The following is a 22,714-nucleotide window of genomic DNA, read 5'->3' as shown; positions in this document are numbered from 1 at the left end:
TCATGCGGTCGTGACGGCGCGAATGGTTGTTTTGGAGCATGAACCCCTGCCCTTACTTCGCCATCGTCATGAACGCCGGATCGGGCAAGCAGGACGCCGGGGCCGCGCGCGCCGAGATCGCCTCGATCCTCGACGCGGCGGGCCGCCCGCATCGCTTCTTCCTCATCGATGGAACCCGCGACATCAAGGACCTCGTCCGTGATGCCGCCGCGCATGCGAAGCGGGAACGCGGAGCCATCGTGGCCGCCGGCGGCGATGGGACGATCAATTGCGTGGCGGGAACGGCCTGGGCCGAGTCGCTGCCCATGGGTGTCCTGCCGCAGGGCACGTTCAACTTCGTCGGCCGTACGCACGGCATTCCCACGGACACCCGCGGCGCCGCGGAAGCACTGCTCAGGGCGACGCCCGCCGATACCCAGATCGGCATGGTCAACGATCATGTGTTCCTGGTGAACGCCAGCCTCGGTCTCTACCCTCAGGTGCTGGAAGACCGGGAAACGTGGAAACAGCGTTTCGGCAGGCATCGCATCGTGGCGTTGTGGTCGGGACTGGCGACGATGATGCGCGGCTACCGTCCCCTGCGCATCGAGGTCAGCGACGGCGAACGCACGCGTCAGTTGCGCACGCCCACGCTGTTCGTGGGCAATAACGCGCTGCAACTCGAAAAGATCGGCCTGCCTGAAGCGGCCGCTGTGATGCGCAACGATGGCACGCTTGCCGGCCTCGTATTGAAACCGATCGGCAGGCTCACCATGCTCGGCCTGATCCTGCATGGCGCGCTCGGCAAACTCGGTGAGGCGGAAAACGCCGTGAGTTTCGGCTTCCGGGAAATCACCGTGACGCCGAAACACCATCGCCATGCGATCAAGGTGGCCATCGACGGGGAGATCGTCAGGCTCATGCCACCACTGGTCTTCCGCGCCGCGCCACGACCGCTGTCCCTGCTCACCGACCGCACGCGCAAGCCGGGCGAGGATCCGGGATGAGCCTGATCGCGCAGATATCCGATCCGCACTTCGGCACGGAACGGCCCGGGGCGGTAGCGGCGCTCCACGAAGCCATCGTCGCGTTGCGGCCGGACCTGGTTATCCTCTCGGGTGACGTGACCCAACGCGCGCGCCGCGCGCAGTTCGCGGCGGCACGACGTTTCGTAGACGGCTACGACCGCCCCACGCTGACGATTCCCGGCAACCACGACGTGCCCTTGTTCAATCTCTTCGCGCGCATCATCGACCCGTTCGGAGCGTTTCGCCGTGCCTTCGGCGACAACCTGGAACCGGAGTTCGAGAACGGCGATGTGCTGGTTGTCGGCGTGAACACCGTTCGTCCGTCACGGCACAAGAATGGCGTGGTGTCCGACGAGCAGATCGAGCGCGTGTGCCGACGGCTGGCGCAGGCGCGCGAGGAACAACTGCGGATCGTGGTCACGCACCAGCCCGTGCACGTGATCCGCGAGAAGGACATCGCCAACCTGCTCATCAACCACGAACGGGCAATCGCCGCCTGGGCCGCCGCGGGCGCCGATCTCATCCTCGGCGGCCATATCCACCTGCCCTACGTGCGTCCGCTTGGTACGGAGACACGTCGCCTCGCCAGCGAATTGTGGTCGGTGCAGGCGGGCACGGCGGTGTCACGGCGCATCCGTGAAGGGATCAGCAATTCGTTCCATGTGATACGCCACGAGGCGTCGCGGGATCGCGGTGCCTGCGTGGTGGAGCAGTGGGATTATGACGAGGGGGAACGACGCTTCACCGCTGGGGTGACGACGCCGATCCGGCTGGGGCGATTTGGCCAGCACCCATCGCCGACGGGGTCGGCTCCCACCTGACCTTCGACCCACCCGGTTCCCTCTATCCGGTGGGAGCCGACCTGTCGGCGATGCTCTTACACATACTGCATCTTCCGCGACATGCCCCCGTCGACAGTGAAGTTCTCCCCCGTGATGAACCCCGCCTGCGACGACAGCAGAAACACCGCGAGCGCCGCGACATCGGGTGGCACGCCCGCCCGGCCCACCGGGTGCTGCGCATGGTCCGCGGCGGACAATTTCGGTTTACGCCGCTGCGACGGCTTCTTCCAGTCGTCCACGACGATCCATCCCGGATTGATCGCGTTCACGCGTACCGGTCCCGCGCTGATCGCCAGCGCATGGGTGAAGGCCACGATGCCACCCTTGCTCGCGGCATAGGCTTCGGTGTCCGGTTCGGATTGATGCGCTCGCGAAGAGGCGATGTTGACGATCGCGCCGTTGCTCTTCTTCAATGCGGGCAGCGCATGCTTGCAGCACAGGAAGACGCCGCCGAGATTGGTGTCGATACGGCGTTTCCACTCGTTCCATGCGAGGTCTTCGACGGGTCCCGTATGCGCCTCGGCGATACCGGCATTGTTCACGAGCCCGTCGATGCGGCCGAAACGTCGCAGCGCGCCGCCGACGAAGCGCTTCACGCTGGCCTCCTTCGACACATCCAGGACGACGAAGGCGGCACGGTCGCCCGCGTTCCACTCCTCGAGGCAGGCCTTGCCCGCTTCCGCGTCGAGATCGCCGATGACGACGCTGCCTCCGGCATCCAGCACCGCCTCGGCGATGCCCTTGCCGATGCCTTGCGCACCACCGGTGACGAGGACCACTCTACCCGGCCACTCGACGGCCGCGGACGCGGGGAACGGAGAGGACGGTCTGGGAGCGGGCATCGCGTTTCTCCTTCACGGTAGGCGCTGATCGTCCGCGCTTCCCCGTGCAGGTGGCGTCATGCGGAGCGGTAGTAATCCATCTCACGGTAGCGCCGCGCATACAAGCCGAACGCCAACGCGGCCACGGCGGCGAACGCGGCGAAGAAGAACATCTGGAACGCGGTGGTGCCGATGCCGGTGCCTGCGATGCCGGCGAGCACCGCCTCGTTGCGCACACCCGCGTTGGCCAGCAGCACCCACAGGTTGCCCACCGTGACGCTGAGCGTCCAGAAGCTCATCAACGTGCCCTTCATCGATGGCGGCGCCTGGCTATAGGCGAATTCCAGTCCTGTCGCGGACACAAGCACTTCGCCCATCGTGAGGAACACGTAGGGGAGGATCTGCCAGGCGACGAAGACCGGATCGCCACCGTCGATCGCGAGCTGGATGGCACCGACGATCACCCACGCGACGGCCGAGAGCGCGATGCCTGTCGTCATGCGGCGCAAGGCGGTCGGTTCGATACCCGCGCGCCTCAGGAAGGGAAACAGGACGAGGTTGTTGAACGGGATCAGCAGCAGCACCAGGGCGGGATTGATCGCCTGCATCTGCGCGGGATGGAGCCAATCCGGCATGGTCATCGCGTCCGCCTGGAGTACCCACGTGGACGCCTTCTGGTCGAACAAGGACCAGAACGGCGTTACGAGCGCGAACACCAGGAGTACGCGCAGCACCGCCCCGACACCGTCGATCGCTTCATCGGGATGGGCACCCCGCGCGCGCTCCAGTTGCATGCGCGTGCCGATGCCGATGCCGCCGAGCAGGCAGACAAAGGCGAGGCACAGGGCGGCGACGATGCCCATCGCGGGCGCGAGCGCCAGCGATACGAGCGCGAGGCAGGCGGCAACCACCGCCATCGCCAATCCCGGCCTTCCCTGCCCTGGCGCACGCGCCAGCAAGGCGGTGCGAACGACCTTGGTGAATCCGTGCGGATCGTTGCCCGTCGGCGGCAACATCACGTAATGACGGCGGCCACGCCAGAAAACCAGCGTGGCGACGAACATCAAGGCGCCGGGAATGCCGAAGGCCACCGCGGCGCCGTACCGGTGCAGAAAGAAAGGCATCAGCAGCGAGGCCAGGAACGACCCCACGTTGATCATCCAGTAGAAGGCGTCGAACACCACCTTGGCCAGATGCCGGTTGCTTTCGTCGAACTGGTCGCCGACGAAGGCGGCCACGCACGGCTTGATACCGCCGGCGCCCAGGGCGATCAGGGCCAGCCCGGTATAGAAACCGGCCACGCTGTGCTCGAACAGCGCAAGGCACAGGTGGCCGACGCAGTACACCAGGCTGAGCCATAACACGGTGTGGTACTTGCCGAGCCAGCGGTCGGCCAGCCAGCCACCGAGCAGCGGAAAGAAGTACACGCCGATCACGAAGGTATGGAACACATCCTTCGCCGCACCCGGCCGATCCGCCTCGGGCAGGTACATGAGCAGCGAGGTGACGAGGAAGGGCGTGAGGATGTTGCGCATCCCGTAGAAGCTGAAGCGCTCGCAGCCTTCGTTGCCGACGATGTACGGGATCTGCCGGGGCAGGCGCGCGCGGGGAGCGGCGTCGATGTCGAGAGTGGTCATGGCGTGGCCCCGGAGCGGTCTGAAACGGTGGAATCCTAAACGAAACGATCAGGACAACCGCGCTAACCTTGCCCCATGAACCCGACCCCAGACCCCACTCGACCGATCCCCACCGGCCTTATCGGCTATGGCACGGCGGGCGCCTACTTCCACGCCCCCTTGATCGCGGCGGCCGAAGGCCTCCGCCTGGCGGCCATCGGCAGCCGCCGTTCCGACGACATCCTGCGCGACTTTCCGGAGGCGAAGGCGTACGAAAATCCTCAAGACCTGATCGCCGATCCGGCGATCGAACTGGTGGTGATCGCCACACCGAATGAAAGCCATGCCTCGCTAGCCCGCGCCGCGCTGGAAGCAGGCAAGCATGTGGTCGTCGATAAGCCGTTCACCCTGAACGCCGCCGAGGCGGAGGCGCTGATCGCCCTCGCCTCGGAGCGTGGCCGCAAACTTTCCGTGTTCCAGAACCGGCGCTGGGACAACGACTTCCTCACCGTGCGCCGCCTCGTCGAGGACGGCCGGCTGGGCGAGGTCGCTTATTACGAAGCGCACTTCGACCGGTTCCGGCCGGAGATCAAGCAGGGCTGGCGCGAGACGGAGGTGCCGGGTTCAGGGCTCCTCTACGACCTCGGCGCCCACCTCATCGACCAGGCCCTGGTGCTGTTCGGATACCCACTTGCGGTCACCGCCGACGTCACGCGGCAACGTGCGGCCGCGCGAGCCGACGACTACTTCCACGTCGTGCTCGATTACGGCCGCCGCCGGGCTGTACTGCACGCGTCCGTGCTCGTGCGCGATCCCGGTCCACGTTATCTCGTGCACGGCGACGGCGGCAGCTTCGTCAAGTACGGCATCGACGGCCAGGAGGCGGCGCTACGCGCGGGCCGGCGGCCGGGCGGCGAAGGCTGGGGCGAGGACGACGCGGCGTCGTTCGGTCGATTCACCGATGCCGACGGCACCGTCATCACCATAGAAACATTGCCCGGACGCTATACGGCGTTCTACGACGGCGTGGCGGCGGCAATCCGCGATGGCTCGTCATTGCCGGTGGAAGCGCGTGAGGCTCGCGATGTGATCCGTGTGATCGAGGCGGCGCAAGTGAGCGCGCGGGAGCGGCGCACGGTGCCGCTATGAGGTGGCTATCCCTCGCCCGTCGCCACCGCGCGCGAAGGATCGCTCACCCACCCGCTCCACGACGGCGCGTACAAGCGTGAGCCGCACAGGCCCGCGTACTCCATCGCCAGCAGGTTATGGCACGCGGTGACGCCGGAGCCGCACATATGCACGACGTCTTCCGCGGGATGAGGTGCGATGGCCGCCCTGAAAGCCCGCGCAAGATCTTCCGGCGAACGGAAGCGGCCGTCGCCGTCGAGGTTCTCTGAGAACGGCCGGTTGCGGGCGCCGGGCACGTGGCCGGCCACCGGGTCCAGCGGCTCTACTTCCCCCCGGTAGCGCGGGGCGGCGCGCGCATCGAGCAACAGCAGGCGGCCACTGGCGATGCCCTCGGCCAACGCTTCCGCGTTCACCGTGCCGGATTCGTCGAACACCGCATGCACCGCCGTCGGCTCGCGCAGCGGCACCACGTTGTCAGTGGGCAACCCCGCCGCCAACCAGGCGGGCCAGCCGCCGTCGAGCACCGCCACGTTGTCGATGCCGGCCAGACGCGCCAGCCACCAGAAGCGCGCCGCCGCGAGGGATCCGCCCGCGGCGTCGTACACGACCACCTGCAGGTCGGGCCGCCATCCGGCACGCGAAAGCCATGCGGAGAAGGACGCGGCCGACGGCAAGGGATGCCGTCCGCGGCCGTTGGACGGGGTCGCCATGTCGGCGAGGTCGCGGTCGAGGTCGGCACGCACCGCATCCGGCACATGCGACAGCGCATAGTCCTGGTCGCCCTTGCCGGGATCACGGCCGCCGGGCTGATTGAGGTCGAAGCGCGCGTCGACGAAGAGCACGTCGTGCGCCGGCAGGTGGGCGGCCGTGGCCGCGTCGATCAGCGTGCGCGAGATCAGCATGGATGACCCATCCGTTTCAGGAGGTTGAGCAGGATGGCCGCCGTGACGCCCCATATGCGGTACCCCGCATGGAGGAACTCGACCATGTCGCGGCGATGGCCGCGGAATTCCATCGTGTAGCGGCGCAGGTTCGCAGGCTCGAGAAAGAAGGCGAACGGCACTTCGAACACTTCGGCGACCTCGCCCGGATCCGGCTTGAGTTCCGCGTTGGCGGCGACACGCGCGACCACGGGCGTGACCGAGTAGCCACTGATCGTCTCGAACGATTCGAGGAAACCCAGCGGCGTGACCATCGCGGCGTCCAGGCCGATTTCCTCGCGGCTCTCGCGCAGCGCGGCGGCCACCACGTCGGCATCGTCCGGTTCGACACGGCCGCCGGGAAAAGCCACCTGCCCCGCATGCTGCTGCAGGGTATCGGTACGCACGGTGAGCAGGACGTTCTGCTCGCGGTCGTCGCGGATGCCGATCAACACCGCCGCCGGCCGCCTTGGCGCATGGCCGATCAACTCGGCCATGTCGTCGTGGTTCCAGCCGCGGGGTCCCGGAGGTGCTTCCAGGGGAAGCAGCGCGCCACGAAGCCTCGCCAGCATGTCGTCCATCATCCGCCCTGCCGGCGAGGCAGGACCTCGTCCATGATCCAGAGCTTCTGCGCGTCGTTCAGGCTCGACCAACGCGCGATCTCGTCGCCCGTGCGCAGGCAGCCCATGCAGAGGCCGCGGGCGTCGAGCCGGCAGACGCCCGTGCAGGGCGTCAAGGGGAGATTGGGAGACGTCGGAGCGATGGCCATACCGTCGGCCATTCTAGCGCGAGCGGCGTGGCGCCGCTGCCAGGGCTTACTGGCGGATATCGACCAGTTCGATCTCGAAGACCAGGGCTTCGTTCGGTCCGATGCGCGGCAGCTCGCCACGTTCACCGTAAGCCAGCGCGGGCGGGATCACGACCTTCCAGCGATCGCCCACGCGCATGCGCGGGATCACGTCCTGCCAGCCGGGAATCACCCGGTTCACGGTGAAGGTGACGGGCTTGCCGTGCGCGTAGGAACTGTCGAACTCCGTGCCATCGATCAAGGCGCCGCGGTAGTTGACCACCACGGTGCTGGTGACCTGGGCCTGCGGACCGCGCCCCTTGGCGAGCACGGCGTACTGGATGCCTGAGGGTAAGGTGACCACGCCCGGGCGCGTGCGGTTGCGGGCCAGGAAATCGGCGCTGCGTTTTGCATTGGCCAGGGCCACGCGGCGGAATTCCACCGCCGAGTCACGTTGCACCTTGGCATCGAAATTCACCAGTTGTTGCTGCATCACATCGATGGACACGCCTGGCGGACGCTTGGCGTAACCATCCTGCAAGGCCTTCACCAGCACGGCGATGTCGACGTCGGGCTGCGCGCTGTTCGCGAACTGCGTGCCGATCTGGTAACCGATGGCATACGACAACTTGGTCTTGTCGATCGCCGGGGCACCCGATGCCGGTGCCGTGGGCGCCGACTGCGCCCACGCCGCCCCGGCGGGTAATGACAGTGCGACGAACATGACCAGGAAACGCAAAGGTGACATCCCGTTCTCCGTGAACCCGGAACCGTGGGCGTGCGTGGAGGATAGTCCATGAGACGCCAATCCGGGGGCAAAGGTTCCCCTGCCTGCTACCATCCGCCTCCTCGTCCCGCCGCCAGGAACCGACATGGCCTTCCGCACCCTCACCACCGCCGACCGCGGCGCCGTCCGCACCATCACCGTCGATCGACCGGACAAGCTCAACGCGTTGAACCGCGAGACCATCGGCGAGCTGACCCTGGCCTTCCGCCAGGCGGCGCAGGACGACGCGGTGCGCGTGGTGGTGCTGGCGGGCGCCGGCGAGAAGGCCTTCGTGGCCGGCGCGGATATTTCCGAGATGACCTCCTGGTCGCCGGTGAAGGCGCAGGCCGCTTCCCGCGCCGGGCAGGAACTCATGCTGACGATCGAGCGCCTCGGCAAGCCCGTGATCGCCCGCATCCAGGGGTACGCGCTGGGCGGTGGCATGGAACTCGCGATGGCATGCCACCTGCGCGTCGCCAGCGACAAGGCGCGGTTCGGCCAGCCCGAGATCGGGCTCGGCCTGATTCCCGGTTTCGGCGGCACGCAGCGACTGACTCGCCTGGCGGGACGCGGCGCGGCACTGGAACTGTGCCTGCTGGGCCAGCAGGTGGATGCCGCGCGCGCCGAACGGCTGGGCATCGTCACTCGTGTCGTCGCCGCCGAGGAACTGGACGCGACGGTGGACGCGATGGCCGATCAATTGGCGATCGCGGCGCCGCTGGCGCTCAAGGGCATCCTCGATGCCGTGATCGAAGGTGGGGAATGCGCCATCGACCAGGGCCTGGCGTTTGAGACGCAAGGCTTCGCCATCGCCTTTTCCACCGAGGACATGCGCGAGGGCACGTCGGCCTTCCTCGAGCGGCGCAAGGCTTCGTTCAAGGGCGTGTAACCGTCGACCTCAGTGCGATGCGCCGCGGTAGTTCAGTTCCCCGGCCGTCACCCGCACGTCCAGACGATTCTCCGGCGGAGCCAGCTGACACGTGGCATACGGCGTGAACACGCAAGGCGGATTGCGCGCCTCGTTGAAATCGATCACCAGCTTGCCGTCTCGTGCCAGCGGGGTGTCGAGGAAGCGTGCCGCGCCGTATGTCTCCTTACCGCTGGTGAGATCGGCGAAGACGAAGAACAACGCGTCCGGCGTTTCCTGGACCGGATACAACTCGAACGTCTTGCCTTCGCGCACGAACACGGCCTTGCCCGGCACCTTCTCCTTCTCGATCGTGCCCAGTACCGTGCCCATCTCCAGTTCCATCGGCGGATCGAACGGCACCCAGTCGGCGACGACCCGCCAGGTCGGATCGATCGGGAAATAGTCCAGCCCCTGGAAGCGCGTGCGCGTTTCCGCGTTCTCGTCCTTGACGCGCAAGGCTTTCCGGCCGTCACGCGCGATCACGAAGAAATGCGCGGAACCAAAGCGTACTTCGGTGGCGGCCTGGCCCGGCGACGCGTCGTCCACCAGAACAGCGCGCTCCACGTCCCTGCCGTCGACAAGGACGCCACTGCCCTCGGCCGGTTCGAACACGGCGGCGCCCTGCCCGTCGAGCGTGACTACACCCAGCCGTTCCGGGCCGACGTTCAGCACGATATCGTTATCCGGCCCGCTGCCGATGCGGTTCGGCCCGGGTTGCAGCCATTCGAGCCCGACAAGGCTGAGCCATCCGCCTGGCGCCGTGAGCAGGGCCAGGCGTTCGGTGCGCGCTCGTTCGACGGATGCGGTTTCGGAAGGAGAAAGCATGCAAGAACCTCGGCGTATGGACGGCTAGCCGTCCGATCGTTGGAAACTACCGGCCGCGCAGGAAGAGACGATCCAACTCGCCCAGCGACAACTGCACCCAGGTCGGACGACCGTGGTTGCACTGGCCGGAGCGCTCGGTGGCTTCCATCTCGCGCAGCAGCGCGTTCATTTCGGGTATGCCGAGACGGCGTCCGGCGCGAACGGAACCGTGGCAAGCCATGGTGGAAAGCAGTTCGTTCTCCAACTCTTCAAGGCGCCGTGAACTGCCGTGCTGGGCCAGCTCGGCCAGTACGTCGCGGGTGAGCTGGCTCACGTCGGCCCCTTCCAGCAGGGAAGGAATGCGACGCACCACGACGCCGGCCGGGCCGCTGCGCGACAACTCCAGACCCCACTCACCGAGTGCATCGGCGTGTTCCTCCGCTGCCGCCGCCTCCTTCGCGCTGACCGCGATCGACAGCGGCACGAGCAGCATCTGCGAACGCAGGTTCGCGGTGACACGCCCGTTCTTGAGCTTTTCGTAAGTGATGCGCTCGTGCGCGGCGTGCATGTCGACCAGCACGAGGCCGTGCTCGTTCTCGGCCAAGACGTAGATGTTCTTCAATTGCGCGATGGCGTAGCCCAGCGGCGGGACGTCCCCACCCTGCTCGGCCTCGTTGCCGGACGGCGGCGTCCATGTGGTCGAGGGACGTGGCGGCGCGATCGATCCGAACAGCGTGGCGTAGTCGGCCAACGGCTCATCGCGCACGCCGAGGCTCAACCGCGATTGGCTCGATGCCTGCGGCCATGCCGGCATCGATGGCGACGGCGGCAACCGGTTTTCGTAGAGCGCGCCGCCGGCCGCCGCCATGAGCGGGACGGACGACTCGGCAACCGGCGCGGACACGCCGGCGCGGGTCTGCGCAAGGGCTTCGTGCAGCGTACGGAAGAGGAAATCGTGGATCAGGCGCTGCTCGCGGAAACGAACCTCGTTCTTGGCGGGATGCACGTTGACGTCGACGCCCGCGGGATCGAGTTCCAGAAACAGCACGAACACGGGATGGCGCCCATGGAACAGCACGTCGGCATAAGCCTGGCGCACCGCGTGCGCGACCACGCGATCGCGCACGAGGCGGCCGTTCACGTAGAAGTATTGCTGGTCGGCCTGCGAGCGCGAGGCGGTGGGCAAGCCGACCCACCCGGACAGGCGCATGCCGGCGGCTTCGTGTTCCACACGCAGCGCCTGTCCCGGGAATTCCGGGCCGAGCACTTCGGCCACGCGTGCCAGCGCGGCGTTCTCGTCGCGCGCGGGCTTGAGCAGGCGCACGGTCTTGCCGTTGTGGCTCAGGCGGATATCCACGCCCTCGCGCGCCAGCGCCAACGACTTCAACAGATCGTCGATATGCGCGAACTCCGTGCGCTCGGCGCGGAGGAACTTGCGCCGAGCGGGCACGTTGTAGAAGAGGTCGCGCACCTCGATGGTCGTGCCAGGTGGGTGCTGCGCGGGGCGAGCGTCCTGCAGGCGCCCACCGTCGACGTCGATGCGCCAGGCGGCGTCTTCGCCATGCAGGCGGGAGGTCAGGGAGAAACGCGCCACCGAGGACACCGACGCCAATGCTTCACCACGGAAGCCCATGCTGGCCACCCGCTCCAGGTCGTCAAAGCTGCCGATCTTGCTGGTGGCGTGCGATGCCACCGCCAACGCCAGTTCGTCGCGTGGAATGCCGCCACCATCATCGCGCACGCGAATCAGCCGGACCCCGCCCTGCTCGATGTCGACCTCGATGCGGCGCGCACCGGCGTCGATGCTGTTCTCGACGAGTTCCTTCACCACCGAAGCGGGCCGCTCGATGACTTCACCCGCCGCGATCTGGTTGATCAGTTCGGGCGGAAGGGGACGGATAGGCATGGGACACGACCTGACGGACTTTCAGGCCGAAAGGATAGCCCAAGCGGGTGCACGGCCGCTTCAGCCCGAAGGAATCACCATCACGGTGCCGATGCGCACGTTGTTGTCCGTCATCTTGTTGGCAAGCTTCAACGCGCCCACCGAGACCCCGTACTGCTGGGCGATGCCGGTCAGCGTCTCGCCACGGTTGACGCGGTGCACGTCGCGGACGTTTTCATCCGCGCGGGCGGTGACTTTCTTCGCCGGCGGGGTCGTATCGGCGGCCGCGAGCTGCCTGTCGTCCGCCTTCGCGGCCGCCTTCTTCGGCGCCGGCGCACGCGTCGCCGACTTCACCGCGCTGGAGGCGATGGCATCGGCGTCGGAGCCGACCGCGGGCGCGGCCGGAGCCGAAGCCGCCGCCGAGGCGACCGACGTGCCGTTGCGGCGGGCCGCCTGAGCGGCGAACCACGTACCCGGCGGGGGCATCGACTCGAAATAGTTGCGTACGCCGCCCAAGACGGCGGTGGCGAGTTCCCGGCGATGCCCATCGTCGCGCAGGCGCCGCTCCTCGGAAGGATTGGTGATGAAGGCGGTCTCGACCAGGATCGAAGGCACGTCCGGCGATCTCAACACCACGAAGTTGGCCCGCTCCACGTAGCCGCGGTGGGTGGGACCGAGGCGGCCCAGCGCCTTGAGGACGTTGCCGGCGATCGATTCGCTGGCCTGCATGGCGTAGCCCTGCTGCAGGTCGAGCAGCACGGCGGCAAGGGTATCGTCCTTGTCGTCGAGCGACACGCCGCCGACCAGGTCGGCCCGGTTTTCGCGATCGGCCAGCCAGCGCGCCGCTTCGGAGGTCTTGCCTCGCGGGGAAAGCACCCAGACCGACGAACCCTTGGCGTCGCTGTTCTTGAATGCGTCCGCGTGGATCGAGACGAACATGTCCGCGTTATGCTCGCGCGCGATCTGGTAGCGCCGCTTCAACGGAATGAAGTAGTCGCCGTTACGCGTGAGGACAGCCTGCATCCCCGGTTGGCGATTGATCTGGTCGGCGAGTTCGCGCGCCACCTGCAAGGTGACATCCTTCTCGCGCAGGCCGGTCGCGCCGCGCGCGCCGGGGTCCTCACCACCGTGCCCGGCATCGATGGCGACCACCACCTTGCGCTCGCTGGCCAGCATCGGCGGCTTGCCGGCGGGAACCGTCTTGCCGCGCGAAGCGCGCGGCGACGTCGCGACGGCCGCTTCCGCCGGCGCATCCGCCACGGAAGGCGCGTCGTCGGTCACCGGGTTGTCGCCGGGATCGCTCTGCCCGCCAGGGTAGAGGTCGAGCACGAGGCGGTACCCGTAATCACCCGCCGGCTTGAGCAGGAAGCTCTTCGGCTTGGCCTTCGGATCGACCGTGGCGACCATGCGCGCACTGCCGCCTTGTTTGCCGGCGGTCATCGACTTGAAGAGGCCTTGCCCACCAGGCGCGGTGAAGTCACCCGCCACGCTGCTCCCGGAGACGTCGAGGACGACACTTCCGGGGGTATCGCCCTGGGACATCTTGTAGGTGGCGGGACCAGACAGGTCGAAGACCACGCGCGTGTATTCCGGACCGGCCCAGACGCGCGCGGCCTTGATATCCGCCGCGATCGAGGCGGCAGGGGCCAGCGTCGCGACAGCGATCACGCACGCAAGGAGGCCAAGTTTGATAGTGATTCCCCTCATACGGCCGGATTGAACTGCAAGCGCCCGCCGAATGCAAGACGTTTTCCCTTGTTAATCCATAACCTGCGAAACCTTCGTCAACGGGCGTACAGGAATGCGGTGCAACCGACGACCGGAGATGCAGGTGGGATCCGCCTTGTGTGCCGATGCAGAAGCTGTTGAAACACAAGGTGTTGCGTGCCCGTCAGGCGCGGAGGGCGCGCAGGATTCGCTGTCCTGCGGAGGATCGCGCCACGACAAGGACGGCTCGCCCCCGCCCTTCATGGCGGAAGCTCATCTCCAGGTCCACGGGAGGCAAGGCACCCGCCCCGCGCTCAGGCCATTCCACGAGCACGATGGCTCCCGGCTCGGCCAGGCTGTCCAGGCCCAGCCATTCCAGTTCGCCTGGATCGGCGATGCGATAGAGGTCCAGGTGGAAAGCGCGGCGTTCGCCGATGTCGTAACCCTCCACCAGGCTGTAGGTCGGGCTCTTCACCCGCTCGCCGACCCCCATGGCGCGGAGGAAGGCGCGCGCGAAGGTGGTTTTGCCGGCACCGAGGTCACCATGGAGATAGGCGACCAGACCATCCGGTACAACCTGGGCGAGGCGACGCCCCAACGCCATCGTTGCCTCCTCGTCGGCGAGGTTCCATTCGAGGGCGCTCATGCGTCGAGTCCGTTGACGAGGCGGCGGAGCGGGTCGAGCAGGTCGCCGGCGAGAAGTCCACGCTCACCCGCCCTCGCCGCCACGTCCGCCGCGCGCGCATGCAGGCCGACGCCAAGGCAGGCCGCCTCGTAGGTATCGCAGCCCTGCCCTATGAGTCCGGCGATGATGCCGGTCAGCGTATCGCCCATGCCGCCGCTGGCCATGCCGGGGTTGCCCCAGGGACAGACCGCCACTTCGCCGTCGGGCGAGACGACCAGGCTGCCGTTGCCCTTCAGGACGACGACCGCGCCGTAGCGCCTCGCGATGTCGCGCGCGGCGGCGAAGCGGTCCGCCTGCACGTCCGCGGTCGAAATCCCGAGCAGGCGACCGGCTTCTCCCGGATGCGGCGTCAGCACGATGCGCTCAGGCAGCCGGCGCGGCTCTGCGTGTAGCAGGTTGAGGCCGTCGGCATCGAGCACCGTGGGCAGGCCGGCATCGAGCGCGGTCGTCCACAGCGCGTGCCCCCACGCGGCCTGCCCCAGCCCAGGGCCGAGCGCGAGCACGGACGCCTTGTCCAGCATCGGCTGCAAGGCCTGCGGTCCGTCGACACCGTGCGCCATCAGTTCCGGGCGCGCGGCATTCATCGCCAGCACATTCTCTTCGCGGGTGGCCACGCTGACCAGGCCCGCACCGGTGCGCAGCGCCGCCTCGGCCGCCATGCGCACGGCACCGCCCGTGCCGTGGTCGCCGCCGATGGCGAGGACGTGGCCGTTGGCGCCCTTGTGCGAATCGCGCGGCCGGCGAGGCAAGGCACCGGGCTCGAGCAGATGCGCATCCGGCGTCTCGAGGACACTCGGGGGCAGGTCGAGGTCGAACAACTCCAGTTCACCGGCCACTTCCGCGCGATAGGTATGCAGCCCGCGCTTGTGCACGATGAAACTCGCCGTCGCGGTGGCATGTACGGCGACGCCCGGGCATGCGCCGGTATCCGCCGAGAGACCGGAGGGCACGTCCAGTGCGAGCACCGGCAGGCCCGACGCATTGATCGCTTCGATAGCGCCGGCCGCGTCGCCAGCGGGAGCTCGATTCAGGCCCGTGCCGTAGATGGCATCCACGATCACGTCGGCGGGCGGAAGCGCGCTCCACCCGGTGAGCGCATGGACGGCGCCACCCAGCGCTTCAAAGGCCTCGCGGGCGTGGGAGGCGTCCCCTGCCCTCGGCGGATCGAGCGCCACGAGATCCACGGACAGGCCGGAAGCCAGCGCGTCCCTGGCGACCAGATAGCCGTCGCCACCATTGTTTCCGGCGCCACACACCACGCGCAGGCGCCGCGCGGCAGGCCAGCGCCGCCGCAGCATGGCGAAGGCGGCAGCCGCCGCGCGCGTCATCAGTTCAAAGCCCGGGATGCCCAGCTCGTCGATCGCGCGTCGGTCGATCGTGCGGGACTGCACGGATGTGAAGAGGGCGATACCGGGATGAGGTGCGGTCATCGGCCGATTATAGGAGCCCCCGGTAGAATGGAGGCATGTCCAACTCCCCATCCATCGACTATGCAAGCCTCGCCGCCCAGATCAAGCGATGGGCGCGCGAGCTTGGCTTCGCGGACGTGGGCGTCGCGGGTATCGACCTGGGCGACGACGAGGCCTATCTGGAACGCTGGCTGGCCGAGGGACACCATGGGGAGATGGATTACATGGCACGCCACGGCACGCGGCGCAGCCGTCCTGCCGAACTGGAGCCGGGCACGCTTCGCGTGATCTCCGTGCGCATGGACTATGTGCCGCCAGGCACGCCGAATGCCTGGGACGTCATCCACGACCGCGAGCAGGCCTATGTCGCGCGTTACGCCCTCGGCCGCGACTATCACAAGGTGATGCGCAACCGCCTGCAGAAGCTCGCCGCGAAGATCGAAGAGTGTGTCGGCGATTTTCGCTATCGCGCGTACGTCGATTCCGCACCGGTGCTGGAAAAAGCGATCGCGCGCAACGCCGGGCTTGGCTGGATCGGCAAGCACACGGTACTGATCAACAAGCGCGCGGGCTCCTACTTCTTCCTCGGCGAACTCTATACCGACCTGCCGCTACCGGTGGACGAGCCGGCCAGCGCCCATTGCGGCAGTTGCCGACGCTGCATCGACGTCTGTCCGACGCAGGCTATCGTCGGTCCGTATCGCCTGGACGCGCGCAGATGCATTTCCTACCTCACCATCGAACTCAAGGGCAGCATTCCCGTCGAGTTGCGCGAGCCCATGGGCAACCGTGTTTTCGGTTGCGACGACTGCCAGTTGGTCTGCCCATGGAACAAGTTCGCCCAGGAAGCGACCGAGCCTGATTTCGCGCCACGCCATAGCCTCGACGGGCCCCGGCTGGTCGATCTGTTCGCATGGAGCGAGCAGGAATTCCTCTCGCGCACCGAAGGCATGGCCATCCGCCGCACGGGTTACGAAGGCTGGTTGCGCAATATCGCCGTGGGGCTTGGCAATTCGCCCACGAGCGACGAGGTCATCGCCGCGCTCGAGGCGCGCGCCGGCGATCCGTCACCGGTCGTGCGCGAGCATGTGGCCTGGGCGCGGGAGCGGCATGGTGGCTGACGCGGATGAATGAACCCGCTTCCTGAGTCATTTCACTGGCCTCATAGCCCGGGACCGGACGGACCCATTGCCCCGACCGGTAGCCGGGTCCGTTCGATCAGACCATCCCGCCGGACTTCCGTACGATCAACATCGCCATTTCGAGCGACTGCTCGTAGTTGAGCCGCGGATCGACCATGGAACGGTAGGCGCGATCGAGGTCGCCTTCGACGAGGTCGCGGGCACCGCCAAGGCACTCCGTGACATCTTCACCCGTGAGCTCGAGATGCACGCCGCCGAGACGCGTGCCGGCCGCGGCGTGGATGTCGAACGCCTGATCGAGCTCGCCGGCGATGTTGGCGAAGCGCCGGGTCTTGTAACCGTTGCTGGTGCTTTCCGTGTTGCCATGCATTGGGTCGGCTACCCACAGCACGCGACGCCCCTCGCGCTTGACCGCCTCGAGCAGCGGCTGCAGGTGCGTGCCGATCTTGTCGTTGCCCATGCGATGGATGAGGGTCAGGCGACCCGGCTCCTCGTTCGGGTTGAGGACATCGATCAGGCGCAGCAGATCGTCCGCCTGGACCGTCGGGCCGACCTTCACCGCGATGGGATTGCGGATGCCACGGAAGTATTCCGTATGTGCGCCATCGAGCGCGGCGGTGCGCATGCCTATCCAGGGGAAATGCGTGGACAGGTTGAACCAGCCATCCTGACGCGGCACCCGGCGAGTGAGCGCTTCCTCGTAATGCAGCAGGAGCGCTTCGTGCGACGTGTAGAAGTCCACGCGCGAGTAGCTGGAGATCGACTGCCCCGCGAGAGTCTCCATGAAACGCAGCGAATCGCCGATGCTGGCGACCATCCGCTTGTATTCCGCCGCGAGCGGCGAATGCTCCACCCAGGCCAGATCCCAGTATTCGGGATGGTGCAGGTCGGCGAAGCCACCATCGATCAACGCGCGAACGAAGTTCATCGTCATCGCGGAACGCGCATGCGCCTTGATGAAACGCTGCGGATCGGCGCGGCGCGCCTCGGGCGTGAATTCCGGGCTGTTGACCAGATCGCCACGGAAAGCCGGCAGCGTCACACCGTCACGGGTCTCGGTATCGGCCGAACGCGGTTTGGCGTACTGGCCGGCGAAACGACCGACACGCAGCACGGGCTTCTTCAAACCGTGCACGAGCACGAGGCTCATCTGCAGCAGCACCTTGAGCCGATTGGAAATGATCGGGCTGTTGCAGTCCGCGAAGCTCTCCGCGCAATCGCCGCCCTGGAGCAGGAAGCGCTCACCGTCCTGCGCTTCGGCGATACGTTCCTTCAGCGCCAGGATCTCCCACGAGGTGACCAGCGGCGGCAATTCGCCGAGCTGGGCCAGTGCGCGGTTGAGCTCGTCGAGGTCTTCGTACGTCGGCTGCTGAAGGGCGGTCCTCGACCGCCACGAGCCCGGCGTCCAGTCGATGGACGGGGGAACTACGGCTTTGAGGGAGTGCTGCATGGGTAATGCCTACGTGGAAGCGCCCCGGGAGGCGCGGAAAGTCAACGAACGCCGCGGCGCAGGGACAGGAGAGCCCAGACGACGAGAACGACGAACCAGAACAGGGTCCATCCCGGCATCGGCAGGCCGAGGATCGGCTCGATCTTCGCGCACTCGCCCGAGCCAGTGAATGCCAGCTTCAGCATCTTCATGAACGGGAACGCGTCGAACAGATAGCCCAGTCCAGGGCCGCAAGCGGGAACCTCGCTGGCAGGAAGGGACTGCAGCCACAGGTGGCGCCCCGCCGTGGCGATGCCCCACAGTCCACCGAGCGTGACGAGGACCGCGTAGGTGGCGCGACCGCCGCGCTTCACCGGCGCATGCAATCCGCCGATGAGGAAGAACAGGCCCATGAAGCACACGGCGATACGCTGGAAGATGCACAGCGGACATGGATCCAGGTGCATCACGTACTGCGAGTACAACGCGAAGCCCATGAGGCCCGCGCAGACGACGAACGCAGCGAGATAACGTATGCGGAACGACCAATTACGAGGGTTCATGTGGGGATGGTGCGATGCGGGACACCCACGTTAACCCTTTGTGTAGGTACTTGTCAGTAGGCGCGCGCAGTTTCATTGGTAACCATGTCAATCACTTGTGTGAGGTACACGGCAGAACCGTCGGCCGCCACCCTCGTCGCTCCGGTTACACCGTCGCTCCGTGTGAGCCGCCCTCACCCGGGTGGGAAGCGGACTGGTCCGCGAGTCCTCGAACTTTCCGCTGGCGAAGGAGGCTTTGCGGTGATCGGGCGAGGCTTTCCACCACCCGCCCAAATGCAATGCATGGCCTCGTTCGCTCGAAACAGGGTGACGGATCGCGGGCCAGCCCGCTTCCCACCCGGGTGCGGCAAGTGGCGAGCGACACGGCGAGCGGCACGCGGCACATCGCACGCGGCGAGCGTTGCTCTTTCCCACCAACCCACCGCAGTGTCGAGAGAGCTGCCGGGCACCACCCTCGACGCGACTTGTGGAACCGAGGAGGGGCGGGCGGAAAAGGCCCGTAGGGGATCGGCCAGGGATGGCCGATCGTTTCCGCTGAGCCAGGGGGTGATCTCAACCGATCGATGCAACACCGTAGTCTGATCAAGACGGAGGTGGGCATCATGAGCAGAGCAGTCAGGCTTTGGCGTCATTTGTCGACGGCGGACCGTGAACGGATCTGGGCGGACTGGCGGGCCGGCGTGTCGCCCGCGGCCATCGGCCGGTCGCTGGATCGGCACCCTGAGACGATTCACTACGTGTTGAAGAAGCACGGCGGATTCGCCCCACCGCCTCGGAAGCGGGCGGCCCAGGCGCTTCAGTTGGCGGATCGCGAAGAGATTTCCCGCGGCTTGTGTCAGGGCCATTCCCTGCGCCGGATCGCCCAGAGCCTGGGGCGAGCCCCCTCCAGCATCAGCCGTGAGGTGAGACGTAACGGAGGCCGTGAGGCCTATCGCGCGGCGAATGCCGACCAGCGAGCCTGGGCGCAGGCCAAACGACCCAAGGCGTGCCTGCTGGCCCGCCACGGCGCCCTTCGTCGCGTGGTCGCCCACAAGCTGGCCCATCGCTGGGCACCCCAGCAGATCAGCGGATGGCTTGCCCGACGCTATCCAGACAACGACAGTATGCGGGTGTCCCACGAAACCATTTATCGAAGCCTGTTCATCCAGGCCCGCGGCGTGCTTAAAAAGCAGCTCCTGGCGCATCTGCGCACCCAGCGATCGGTCCGTTACCCGCAGGCGCAGGGGCGTCACGGCAAGGGCCGCAAGGGCGGCCCTAACCTGATTGCCCAGGCCCTGACGATCAGCCAGCGCCCCGCCGAAGCGAATGACCGGGCGGTACCCGGTCACTGGGAAGGCGACCTGCTAGCCGGCACGATCCACTCGCATATCGTCACGCTCGTGGAGCGGCGATCACGCTTCGTGATGCTGATCAAAATTCCCGCTCGCGACAGTGCGACCGTCGTGGATGCCGTGGCTAAACACATCCGCCGGCTGCCGGCCGAGCTGAAGCGCTCGCTGACCTGGGATCGCGGTCCGGAGATGTACCAGCACCAGCGTTTCAAACTGGCCACCGACCTGCAGATCTATTTCTGCGACCCGCATAGTCCCTGGCAACGCGGATCCAACGAAAACACCAACGGCTTGCTTCGCCAGTACTTCCCCAAGGGCCAGGATCTAAGCCATTACACCCAGGCCCAGCTCAACGCCGTGGCCAAGGAACTTAACCAGCGACCGCGGCAGACGCTGGACTTCCAGACCCCTGCCGAGGTACTCAATCAAACCGTTGCATCGACCGGTTGAGATCGCCGGAGGGCGAATCGGAAACCCCCGCCCGACCGTGCGAGCCCGAAGGGGCGTCAGCCATCAAACACGGCCGCGCAGCGGCATCCTTTCCCAAGGGACGGCACCGCCTGTCGCGCCGAGGGTGGCGCCCGGCAGCTCCCCCGCCAGCGCACAACGAATGCGAGGGCGAAGCCGAGCCGAAAGCTCCCACCATCCCACGGCACAAAGCAAAAAAAACCCCGGCAGGTTTCCCGGCCGGGGTTTCTTTCGATCAAGCCTGGAAGGGCTTAGTCGGCGTCGACTGCTTCGCCCGCGGTCGGGCGGTCCACCAGCTCGACATACGCCATCGGGGCGTTGTCGCCCGGGCGGAAGCCGCACTTGAGGATGCGCAGGTAGCCGCCGGGACGCTCGCGGTAACGAGGACCCAGCTCGACGAAAAGCTTACCGACGGCCTGCTTGTCGCGCAGGCGCGAGAAAGCGAGACGGCGGTTGGCGACACCATCGGTCTTGGCGAGCGTGATGAGCGGCTCGGCGACGCGACGGAGTTCCTTCGCCTTGGGAAGGGTGGTGCGAATAAGCTCGTGCTTGATCAGCGACGAAGCCATGTTCTTGAACATCGCTTCGCGGTGGCTGCTCGTGCGGTTGAGCTTGCGACCGGATTTCTGGTGGCGCATGGCGTTTACTCTCTGAGTCTATTGTTATGAAAAGCCGGTCAGGATGAGCCGACTTTCCGCGGTTACCCGCTGATGCAAGGCAATAGGAACGCCTCGCTATAAGAGCACGGCCTCTTTGGACCGCTTTGGAATCCCGGTGGAAGTGCGCGAGGCATCCGCCGGGTGGTGCAAAGGATCGGGGCGACCGAAAACCGATCGCCCCGTGAAACATCAGCCCAACTGCATACCGTGGGAAAGACCCGGCGGCGGCCAGTTTTCGAGCTTCATGCCGAGAGCGAGACCACGCCCGCCCAGCACGTCCTTGATTTCCGTCAGCGACTTCTTGCCCAGGTTCGGCGTCTTCAGCAGCTCGACCTCGGTCTTCTGGACCAGGTCGCCGATGTAGTAGATGCTTTCGGCCTTGAGGCAGTTCGCGGAGCGGACCGTCAGTTCGAGATCGTCGATCGGACGCAGGAGGAGCGGATCGAACCCGCCCTTCTCCGCCTTGGTCGAATCGCTCTCGCGGCGCGAGAAATCGCCGAAAACCGACAGCTGATCGTTGATGATTTCAGCAGCCTTGCGGACCGCGTCTTCAGCACCGATCGTGCCGTTCGTCTCGATATCGAGCACGAGCTTGTCGAGGTTGGTGCGCTGCTCGACACGAGCCGCGTCCACTTCGTAAGCCACGCGCAGGACCGGCGCGAACGACGCGTCCAGCTGCAGACGGCCGATCGGCCGCGTCTCGTCATCCGGATGCTGGCGCGAGCTGGCCGGCTGGTAGCCGACGCCACGACGCACCTTCAGGCGCATGTTCAGTGCCACGTCCTTGGTGAGGTGGCAGATCACGTGCTCCGGGTTGACGATTTCAACGGAATGATCGACCGCGATATCGCCTGCGGTGACCACGCCCTTGCCCTTCTTCGACAGCGTCAGGGTGACTTCATCACCGCTGTGCTGACGGATGGCGACATCCTTGAGGTTCAGCAGGACTTCGATCACGTCCTCCTGCAGGCCTTCCAAGGTGGTGTACTCGTGCAGCACGCCGTCGATTTCGACCTCGACGATCGCGCTGCCCGGAATCGAAGAGAGCAGCACGCGACGCAGCGCGTTGCCCAGGGTGTGACCGAAGCCACGCTCGAGCGGCTCGACCACTACCTTCGCGCGGTTCGCTCCAAGCTGCTCGACGCTGAGGCCACGAGGCCGCAGCACACTAGTTGACGAAACTGCCATGCAAGGCTCCGGTGGATTACTTCGAGTAAAGCTCGACGATCAGGGCTTCGTTGATATCGGCCGGCAGATCACCACGATCCGGAACGGCCTTGAACGTGCCTGCGAACTTCTTGCTGTCGACCTCGACCCACGACGGACGAAGATCCATCGTGTCGTAGATCGTCGCCGCTTCCTGCACGCGCAACTGCGTGCGGGCCTTCTCCGTCAGCGAGACCTCATCGCCCGGACGGACGTGGTACGAAGGCACATTGACCTTCTTACCGTTGACCGTGACGGACTTGTGGGCCACGAGCTGGCGAGCCTGGGCGCGGGTGACCGCGAAACCCATGCGGTAGACGACATTGTCGAGACGGCTTTCCAGGAGGCGAAGCAGGTTTTCACCCGTATTGCCCTTCTGGGTCGAAGCCTTGGTGTAGTAGTTGCTGAACTGACGCTCAAGCACACCGTAGATGCGCTTGACCTTCTGCTTCTCACGCAACTGAACAGCGTAGTCGGACAGGCGGGCGCGCTTGTTTGCGCCGTGCTGGCCGGGCTTGTTTTCGAGCTTGCACTTGGAATCGAGCGCGCGGGCGGGGCTCTTCAGACCGAGGTCGGCACCCTCACGACGCGCAAGTTTGCAGGTAGCTCCACGATAACGGGCCATGGGT

At 66.5% G+C, this 22,714-nt stretch carries 20 protein-coding genes and 1 pseudogene; 6 read left to right on the top strand and 15 right to left on the bottom strand.

Annotated elements, in window-relative coordinates; genetic code table 11:
- The first annotated feature begins 38 nt into the window (after nt 1-38).
- Together QFZ41_RS14555 and QFZ41_RS14550 are read left to right on the top strand one after the other, a co-directional pair.
- Complete coding sequence (locus tag QFZ41_RS14555) at nt 39-986, top strand: diacylglycerol/lipid kinase family protein (protein WP_429199399.1); 948 nt, start codon at nt 39-41, stop codon at nt 984-986.
- Nucleotides 983-1,828: a metallophosphoesterase family protein gene (locus QFZ41_RS14550; protein ID WP_429199398.1), complete on the top strand. Its 846-nt coding sequence runs from the start codon at nt 983-985 to the stop codon at nt 1,826-1,828. The genes QFZ41_RS14555 and QFZ41_RS14550 overlap by 4 nt, the downstream gene beginning before the upstream one ends.
- A gap of 56 nt (nt 1,829-1,884) precedes the next feature.
- Here QFZ41_RS14550 and QFZ41_RS14545 read toward each other — a convergent pair whose 3' ends face one another.
- Together QFZ41_RS14545 and QFZ41_RS14540 are read right to left on the bottom strand one after the other, a co-directional pair.
- A complete protein-coding gene (locus QFZ41_RS14545) occupies nt 1,885-2,691 on the bottom strand; it encodes an SDR family oxidoreductase (RefSeq protein ID WP_429199397.1) in 807 nt (268 codons plus the stop codon).
- Nucleotides 2,692-2,747: 56 nt separating this feature from the next.
- Nucleotides 2,748-4,307 carry an oligopeptide:H+ symporter gene (locus tag QFZ41_RS14540; protein ID WP_429199396.1) on the bottom strand — a complete coding sequence of 520 codons (1,560 nt, stop codon included), beginning with the start codon at nt 4,305-4,307 and terminating at the stop codon, nt 2,748-2,750.
- A gap of 75 nt (nt 4,308-4,382) precedes the next feature.
- Between QFZ41_RS14540 and QFZ41_RS14535 the strand changes: the two genes are divergently transcribed.
- Nucleotides 4,383-5,435, top strand: a complete 1,053-nt coding sequence (locus QFZ41_RS14535) for an oxidoreductase (protein WP_429199395.1) — start codon at nt 4,383-4,385, stop codon at nt 5,433-5,435.
- A gap of 5 nt (nt 5,436-5,440) precedes the next feature.
- Here QFZ41_RS14535 and QFZ41_RS14530 read toward each other — a convergent pair whose 3' ends face one another.
- From QFZ41_RS14530 to QFZ41_RS14520, 3 genes and pseudogenes are all read right to left on the bottom strand, one after another.
- Nucleotides 5,441-6,316 carry a sulfurtransferase gene (locus QFZ41_RS14530; RefSeq protein ID WP_429199394.1) on the bottom strand — a complete coding sequence of 292 codons (876 nt, stop codon included), beginning with the start codon at nt 6,314-6,316 and terminating at the stop codon, nt 5,441-5,443.
- Nucleotides 6,310-7,115 (bottom strand): annotated as a pseudogene (locus QFZ41_RS14525) (CoA pyrophosphatase). Before QFZ41_RS14525 ends, QFZ41_RS14530 begins: the two are co-directional and overlap by 7 nt.
- Before the next feature lie 34 nt (nt 7,116-7,149).
- Nucleotides 7,150-7,869 carry an FKBP-type peptidyl-prolyl cis-trans isomerase gene (locus tag QFZ41_RS14520; RefSeq protein WP_429199393.1) on the bottom strand — a complete coding sequence of 240 codons (720 nt, stop codon included), beginning with the start codon at nt 7,867-7,869 and terminating at the stop codon, nt 7,150-7,152.
- A gap of 124 nt (nt 7,870-7,993) precedes the next feature.
- On the opposite strand from QFZ41_RS14520, the gene QFZ41_RS14515 reads away from it, so the two are divergent.
- Nucleotides 7,994-8,776, top strand: coding sequence for an enoyl-CoA hydratase/isomerase family protein (locus QFZ41_RS14515; protein WP_429199392.1), 783 nt, complete (start codon nt 7,994-7,996; stop codon nt 8,774-8,776).
- Nucleotides 8,777-8,785: 9 nt separating this feature from the next.
- Here QFZ41_RS14515 and QFZ41_RS14510 read toward each other — a convergent pair whose 3' ends face one another.
- The 5 genes from QFZ41_RS14510 to QFZ41_RS14490 form a co-directional block, all read right to left on the bottom strand.
- A complete protein-coding gene (locus QFZ41_RS14510) occupies nt 8,786-9,622 on the bottom strand; it encodes a DUF1684 domain-containing protein (RefSeq protein WP_429199391.1) in 837 nt (278 codons plus the stop codon).
- A 46-nt stretch (nt 9,623-9,668) separates the two neighbouring features.
- On the bottom strand, nt 9,669-11,507 hold the full coding sequence (gene mutL, locus QFZ41_RS14505) for a DNA mismatch repair endonuclease MutL (protein WP_429199390.1): 1,839 nt from the start codon (nt 11,505-11,507) through the stop codon (nt 9,669-9,671).
- Between the two features lie 60 nt (nt 11,508-11,567).
- Entirely contained in the window at nt 11,568-13,193 is a 1,626-nt protein-coding gene (locus tag QFZ41_RS14500) for an N-acetylmuramoyl-L-alanine amidase (protein WP_429199389.1), read from the bottom strand.
- Nucleotides 13,194-13,377: 184 nt separating this feature from the next.
- Entirely contained in the window at nt 13,378-13,839 is a 462-nt protein-coding gene (tsaE, locus tag QFZ41_RS14495; protein ID WP_429199388.1) for a tRNA (adenosine(37)-N6)-threonylcarbamoyltransferase complex ATPase subunit type 1 TsaE, read from the bottom strand.
- Complete coding sequence (locus QFZ41_RS14490; protein ID WP_429199387.1) at nt 13,836-15,308, bottom strand: NAD(P)H-hydrate dehydratase; 1,473 nt, start codon at nt 15,306-15,308, stop codon at nt 13,836-13,838. Before QFZ41_RS14490 ends, tsaE begins: the two co-directional genes overlap by 4 nt.
- Nucleotides 15,309-15,343: 35 nt before the next feature.
- Between QFZ41_RS14490 and queG the strand changes: the two genes are divergently transcribed.
- A complete protein-coding gene (gene queG, locus QFZ41_RS14485) occupies nt 15,344-16,408 on the top strand; it encodes a tRNA epoxyqueuosine(34) reductase QueG (RefSeq protein ID WP_429199386.1) in 1,065 nt (354 codons plus the stop codon).
- A gap of 97 nt (nt 16,409-16,505) precedes the next feature.
- On the opposite strand, the gene QFZ41_RS14480 is transcribed toward queG, so the two are convergent.
- Nucleotides 16,506-17,879: a class II 3-deoxy-7-phosphoheptulonate synthase gene (locus QFZ41_RS14480; RefSeq protein ID WP_371023347.1), complete on the bottom strand. Its 1,374-nt coding sequence runs from the start codon at nt 17,877-17,879 to the stop codon at nt 16,506-16,508.
- Between the two features lie 41 nt (nt 17,880-17,920).
- Complete coding sequence (locus QFZ41_RS14475) at nt 17,921-18,421, bottom strand: disulfide bond formation protein B (protein ID WP_429199385.1); 501 nt, start codon at nt 18,419-18,421, stop codon at nt 17,921-17,923.
- Between the two features lie 602 nt (nt 18,422-19,023).
- Between QFZ41_RS14475 and QFZ41_RS14470 the strand changes: the two genes are divergently transcribed.
- Nucleotides 19,024-20,202, top strand: coding sequence for an IS30 family transposase (locus QFZ41_RS14470; protein WP_429197367.1), 1,179 nt, complete (start codon nt 19,024-19,026; stop codon nt 20,200-20,202).
- A 269-nt stretch (nt 20,203-20,471) separates the two neighbouring features.
- On the opposite strand, the gene rplQ is transcribed toward QFZ41_RS14470, so the two are convergent.
- From rplQ to rpsD, 3 genes are all read right to left on the bottom strand, one after another.
- On the bottom strand, nt 20,472-20,858 hold the full coding sequence (rplQ, locus tag QFZ41_RS14465) for a 50S ribosomal protein L17 (RefSeq protein ID WP_306849943.1): 387 nt from the start codon (nt 20,856-20,858) through the stop codon (nt 20,472-20,474).
- A 210-nt stretch (nt 20,859-21,068) separates the two neighbouring features.
- Complete coding sequence (locus tag QFZ41_RS14460) at nt 21,069-22,067, bottom strand: DNA-directed RNA polymerase subunit alpha (RefSeq protein WP_371023349.1); 999 nt, start codon at nt 22,065-22,067, stop codon at nt 21,069-21,071.
- Nucleotides 22,068-22,083: 16 nt separating this feature from the next.
- The gene (rpsD, locus tag QFZ41_RS14455; protein ID WP_029213873.1) at nt 22,084-22,710 is read right to left on the bottom strand and encodes a 30S ribosomal protein S4; all 627 of its coding nucleotides are present in this window, start codon (nt 22,708-22,710) and stop codon (nt 22,084-22,086) included.
- Between the last annotated feature and the right edge of the window lie 4 nt (nt 22,711-22,714).

The sequence above is a fragment of the Luteibacter sp. W1I16 genome, assembly GCF_050434905.1.
In the GTDB taxonomy this organism is placed as follows: Bacteria; Pseudomonadota; Gammaproteobacteria; order Xanthomonadales; family Rhodanobacteraceae; genus Luteibacter.
The sequence above is the reverse complement of the archived record's forward strand: the minus strand, read 5'-3'. Positions and strand labels throughout refer to the sequence as shown.

Excerpts from the sequence above, each read along its gene's own strand:
- QFZ41_RS14555 (WP_429199399.1), top strand. The coding sequence starts at position 39 with ATGAACCCCTGCCCTTACTTCGCCATCGTCATGAACGCCGGATCGGGC.
- QFZ41_RS14550 (WP_429199398.1), top strand. The coding sequence starts at position 983 with ATGAGCCTGATCGCGCAGATATCCGATCCGCACTTCGGCACGGAACGG.
- QFZ41_RS14545 (WP_429199397.1), bottom strand. The coding sequence starts at position 2,691 with ATGCCCGCTCCCAGACCGTCCTCTCCGTTCCCCGCGTCCGCGGCCGTC.
- QFZ41_RS14540 (WP_429199396.1), bottom strand. The coding sequence starts at position 4,307 with ATGACCACTCTCGACATCGACGCCGCTCCCCGCGCGCGCCTGCCCCGG.
- QFZ41_RS14535 (WP_429199395.1), top strand. The coding sequence starts at position 4,383 with ATGAACCCGACCCCAGACCCCACTCGACCGATCCCCACCGGCCTTATC.
- QFZ41_RS14530 (WP_429199394.1), bottom strand. The coding sequence starts at position 6,316 with ATGCTGATCTCGCGCACGCTGATCGACGCGGCCACGGCCGCCCACCTG.
- QFZ41_RS14520 (WP_429199393.1), bottom strand. The coding sequence starts at position 7,869 with ATGTCACCTTTGCGTTTCCTGGTCATGTTCGTCGCACTGTCATTACCC.
- QFZ41_RS14515 (WP_429199392.1), top strand. The coding sequence starts at position 7,994 with ATGGCCTTCCGCACCCTCACCACCGCCGACCGCGGCGCCGTCCGCACC.
- QFZ41_RS14510 (WP_429199391.1), bottom strand. The coding sequence starts at position 9,622 with ATGCTTTCTCCTTCCGAAACCGCATCCGTCGAACGAGCGCGCACCGAA.
- mutL (WP_429199390.1), bottom strand. The coding sequence starts at position 11,507 with ATGCCTATCCGTCCCCTTCCGCCCGAACTGATCAACCAGATCGCGGCG.
- QFZ41_RS14500 (WP_429199389.1), bottom strand. The coding sequence starts at position 13,193 with ATGAGGGGAATCACTATCAAACTTGGCCTCCTTGCGTGCGTGATCGCT.
- tsaE (WP_429199388.1), bottom strand. The coding sequence starts at position 13,839 with ATGAGCGCCCTCGAATGGAACCTCGCCGACGAGGAGGCAACGATGGCG.
- QFZ41_RS14490 (WP_429199387.1), bottom strand. The coding sequence starts at position 15,308 with ATGACCGCACCTCATCCCGGTATCGCCCTCTTCACATCCGTGCAGTCC.
- queG (WP_429199386.1), top strand. The coding sequence starts at position 15,344 with ATGTCCAACTCCCCATCCATCGACTATGCAAGCCTCGCCGCCCAGATC.
- QFZ41_RS14480 (WP_371023347.1), bottom strand. The coding sequence starts at position 17,879 with ATGCAGCACTCCCTCAAAGCCGTAGTTCCCCCGTCCATCGACTGGACG.
- QFZ41_RS14475 (WP_429199385.1), bottom strand. The coding sequence starts at position 18,421 with ATGAACCCTCGTAATTGGTCGTTCCGCATACGTTATCTCGCTGCGTTC.
- QFZ41_RS14470 (WP_429197367.1), top strand. The coding sequence starts at position 19,024 with ATGAGCAGAGCAGTCAGGCTTTGGCGTCATTTGTCGACGGCGGACCGT.
- rplQ (WP_306849943.1), bottom strand. The coding sequence starts at position 20,858 with ATGCGCCACCAGAAATCCGGTCGCAAGCTCAACCGCACGAGCAGCCAC.
- QFZ41_RS14460 (WP_371023349.1), bottom strand. The coding sequence starts at position 22,067 with ATGGCAGTTTCGTCAACTAGTGTGCTGCGGCCTCGTGGCCTCAGCGTC.
- rpsD (WP_029213873.1), bottom strand. The coding sequence starts at position 22,710 with ATGGCCCGTTATCGTGGAGCTACCTGCAAACTTGCGCGTCGTGAGGGT.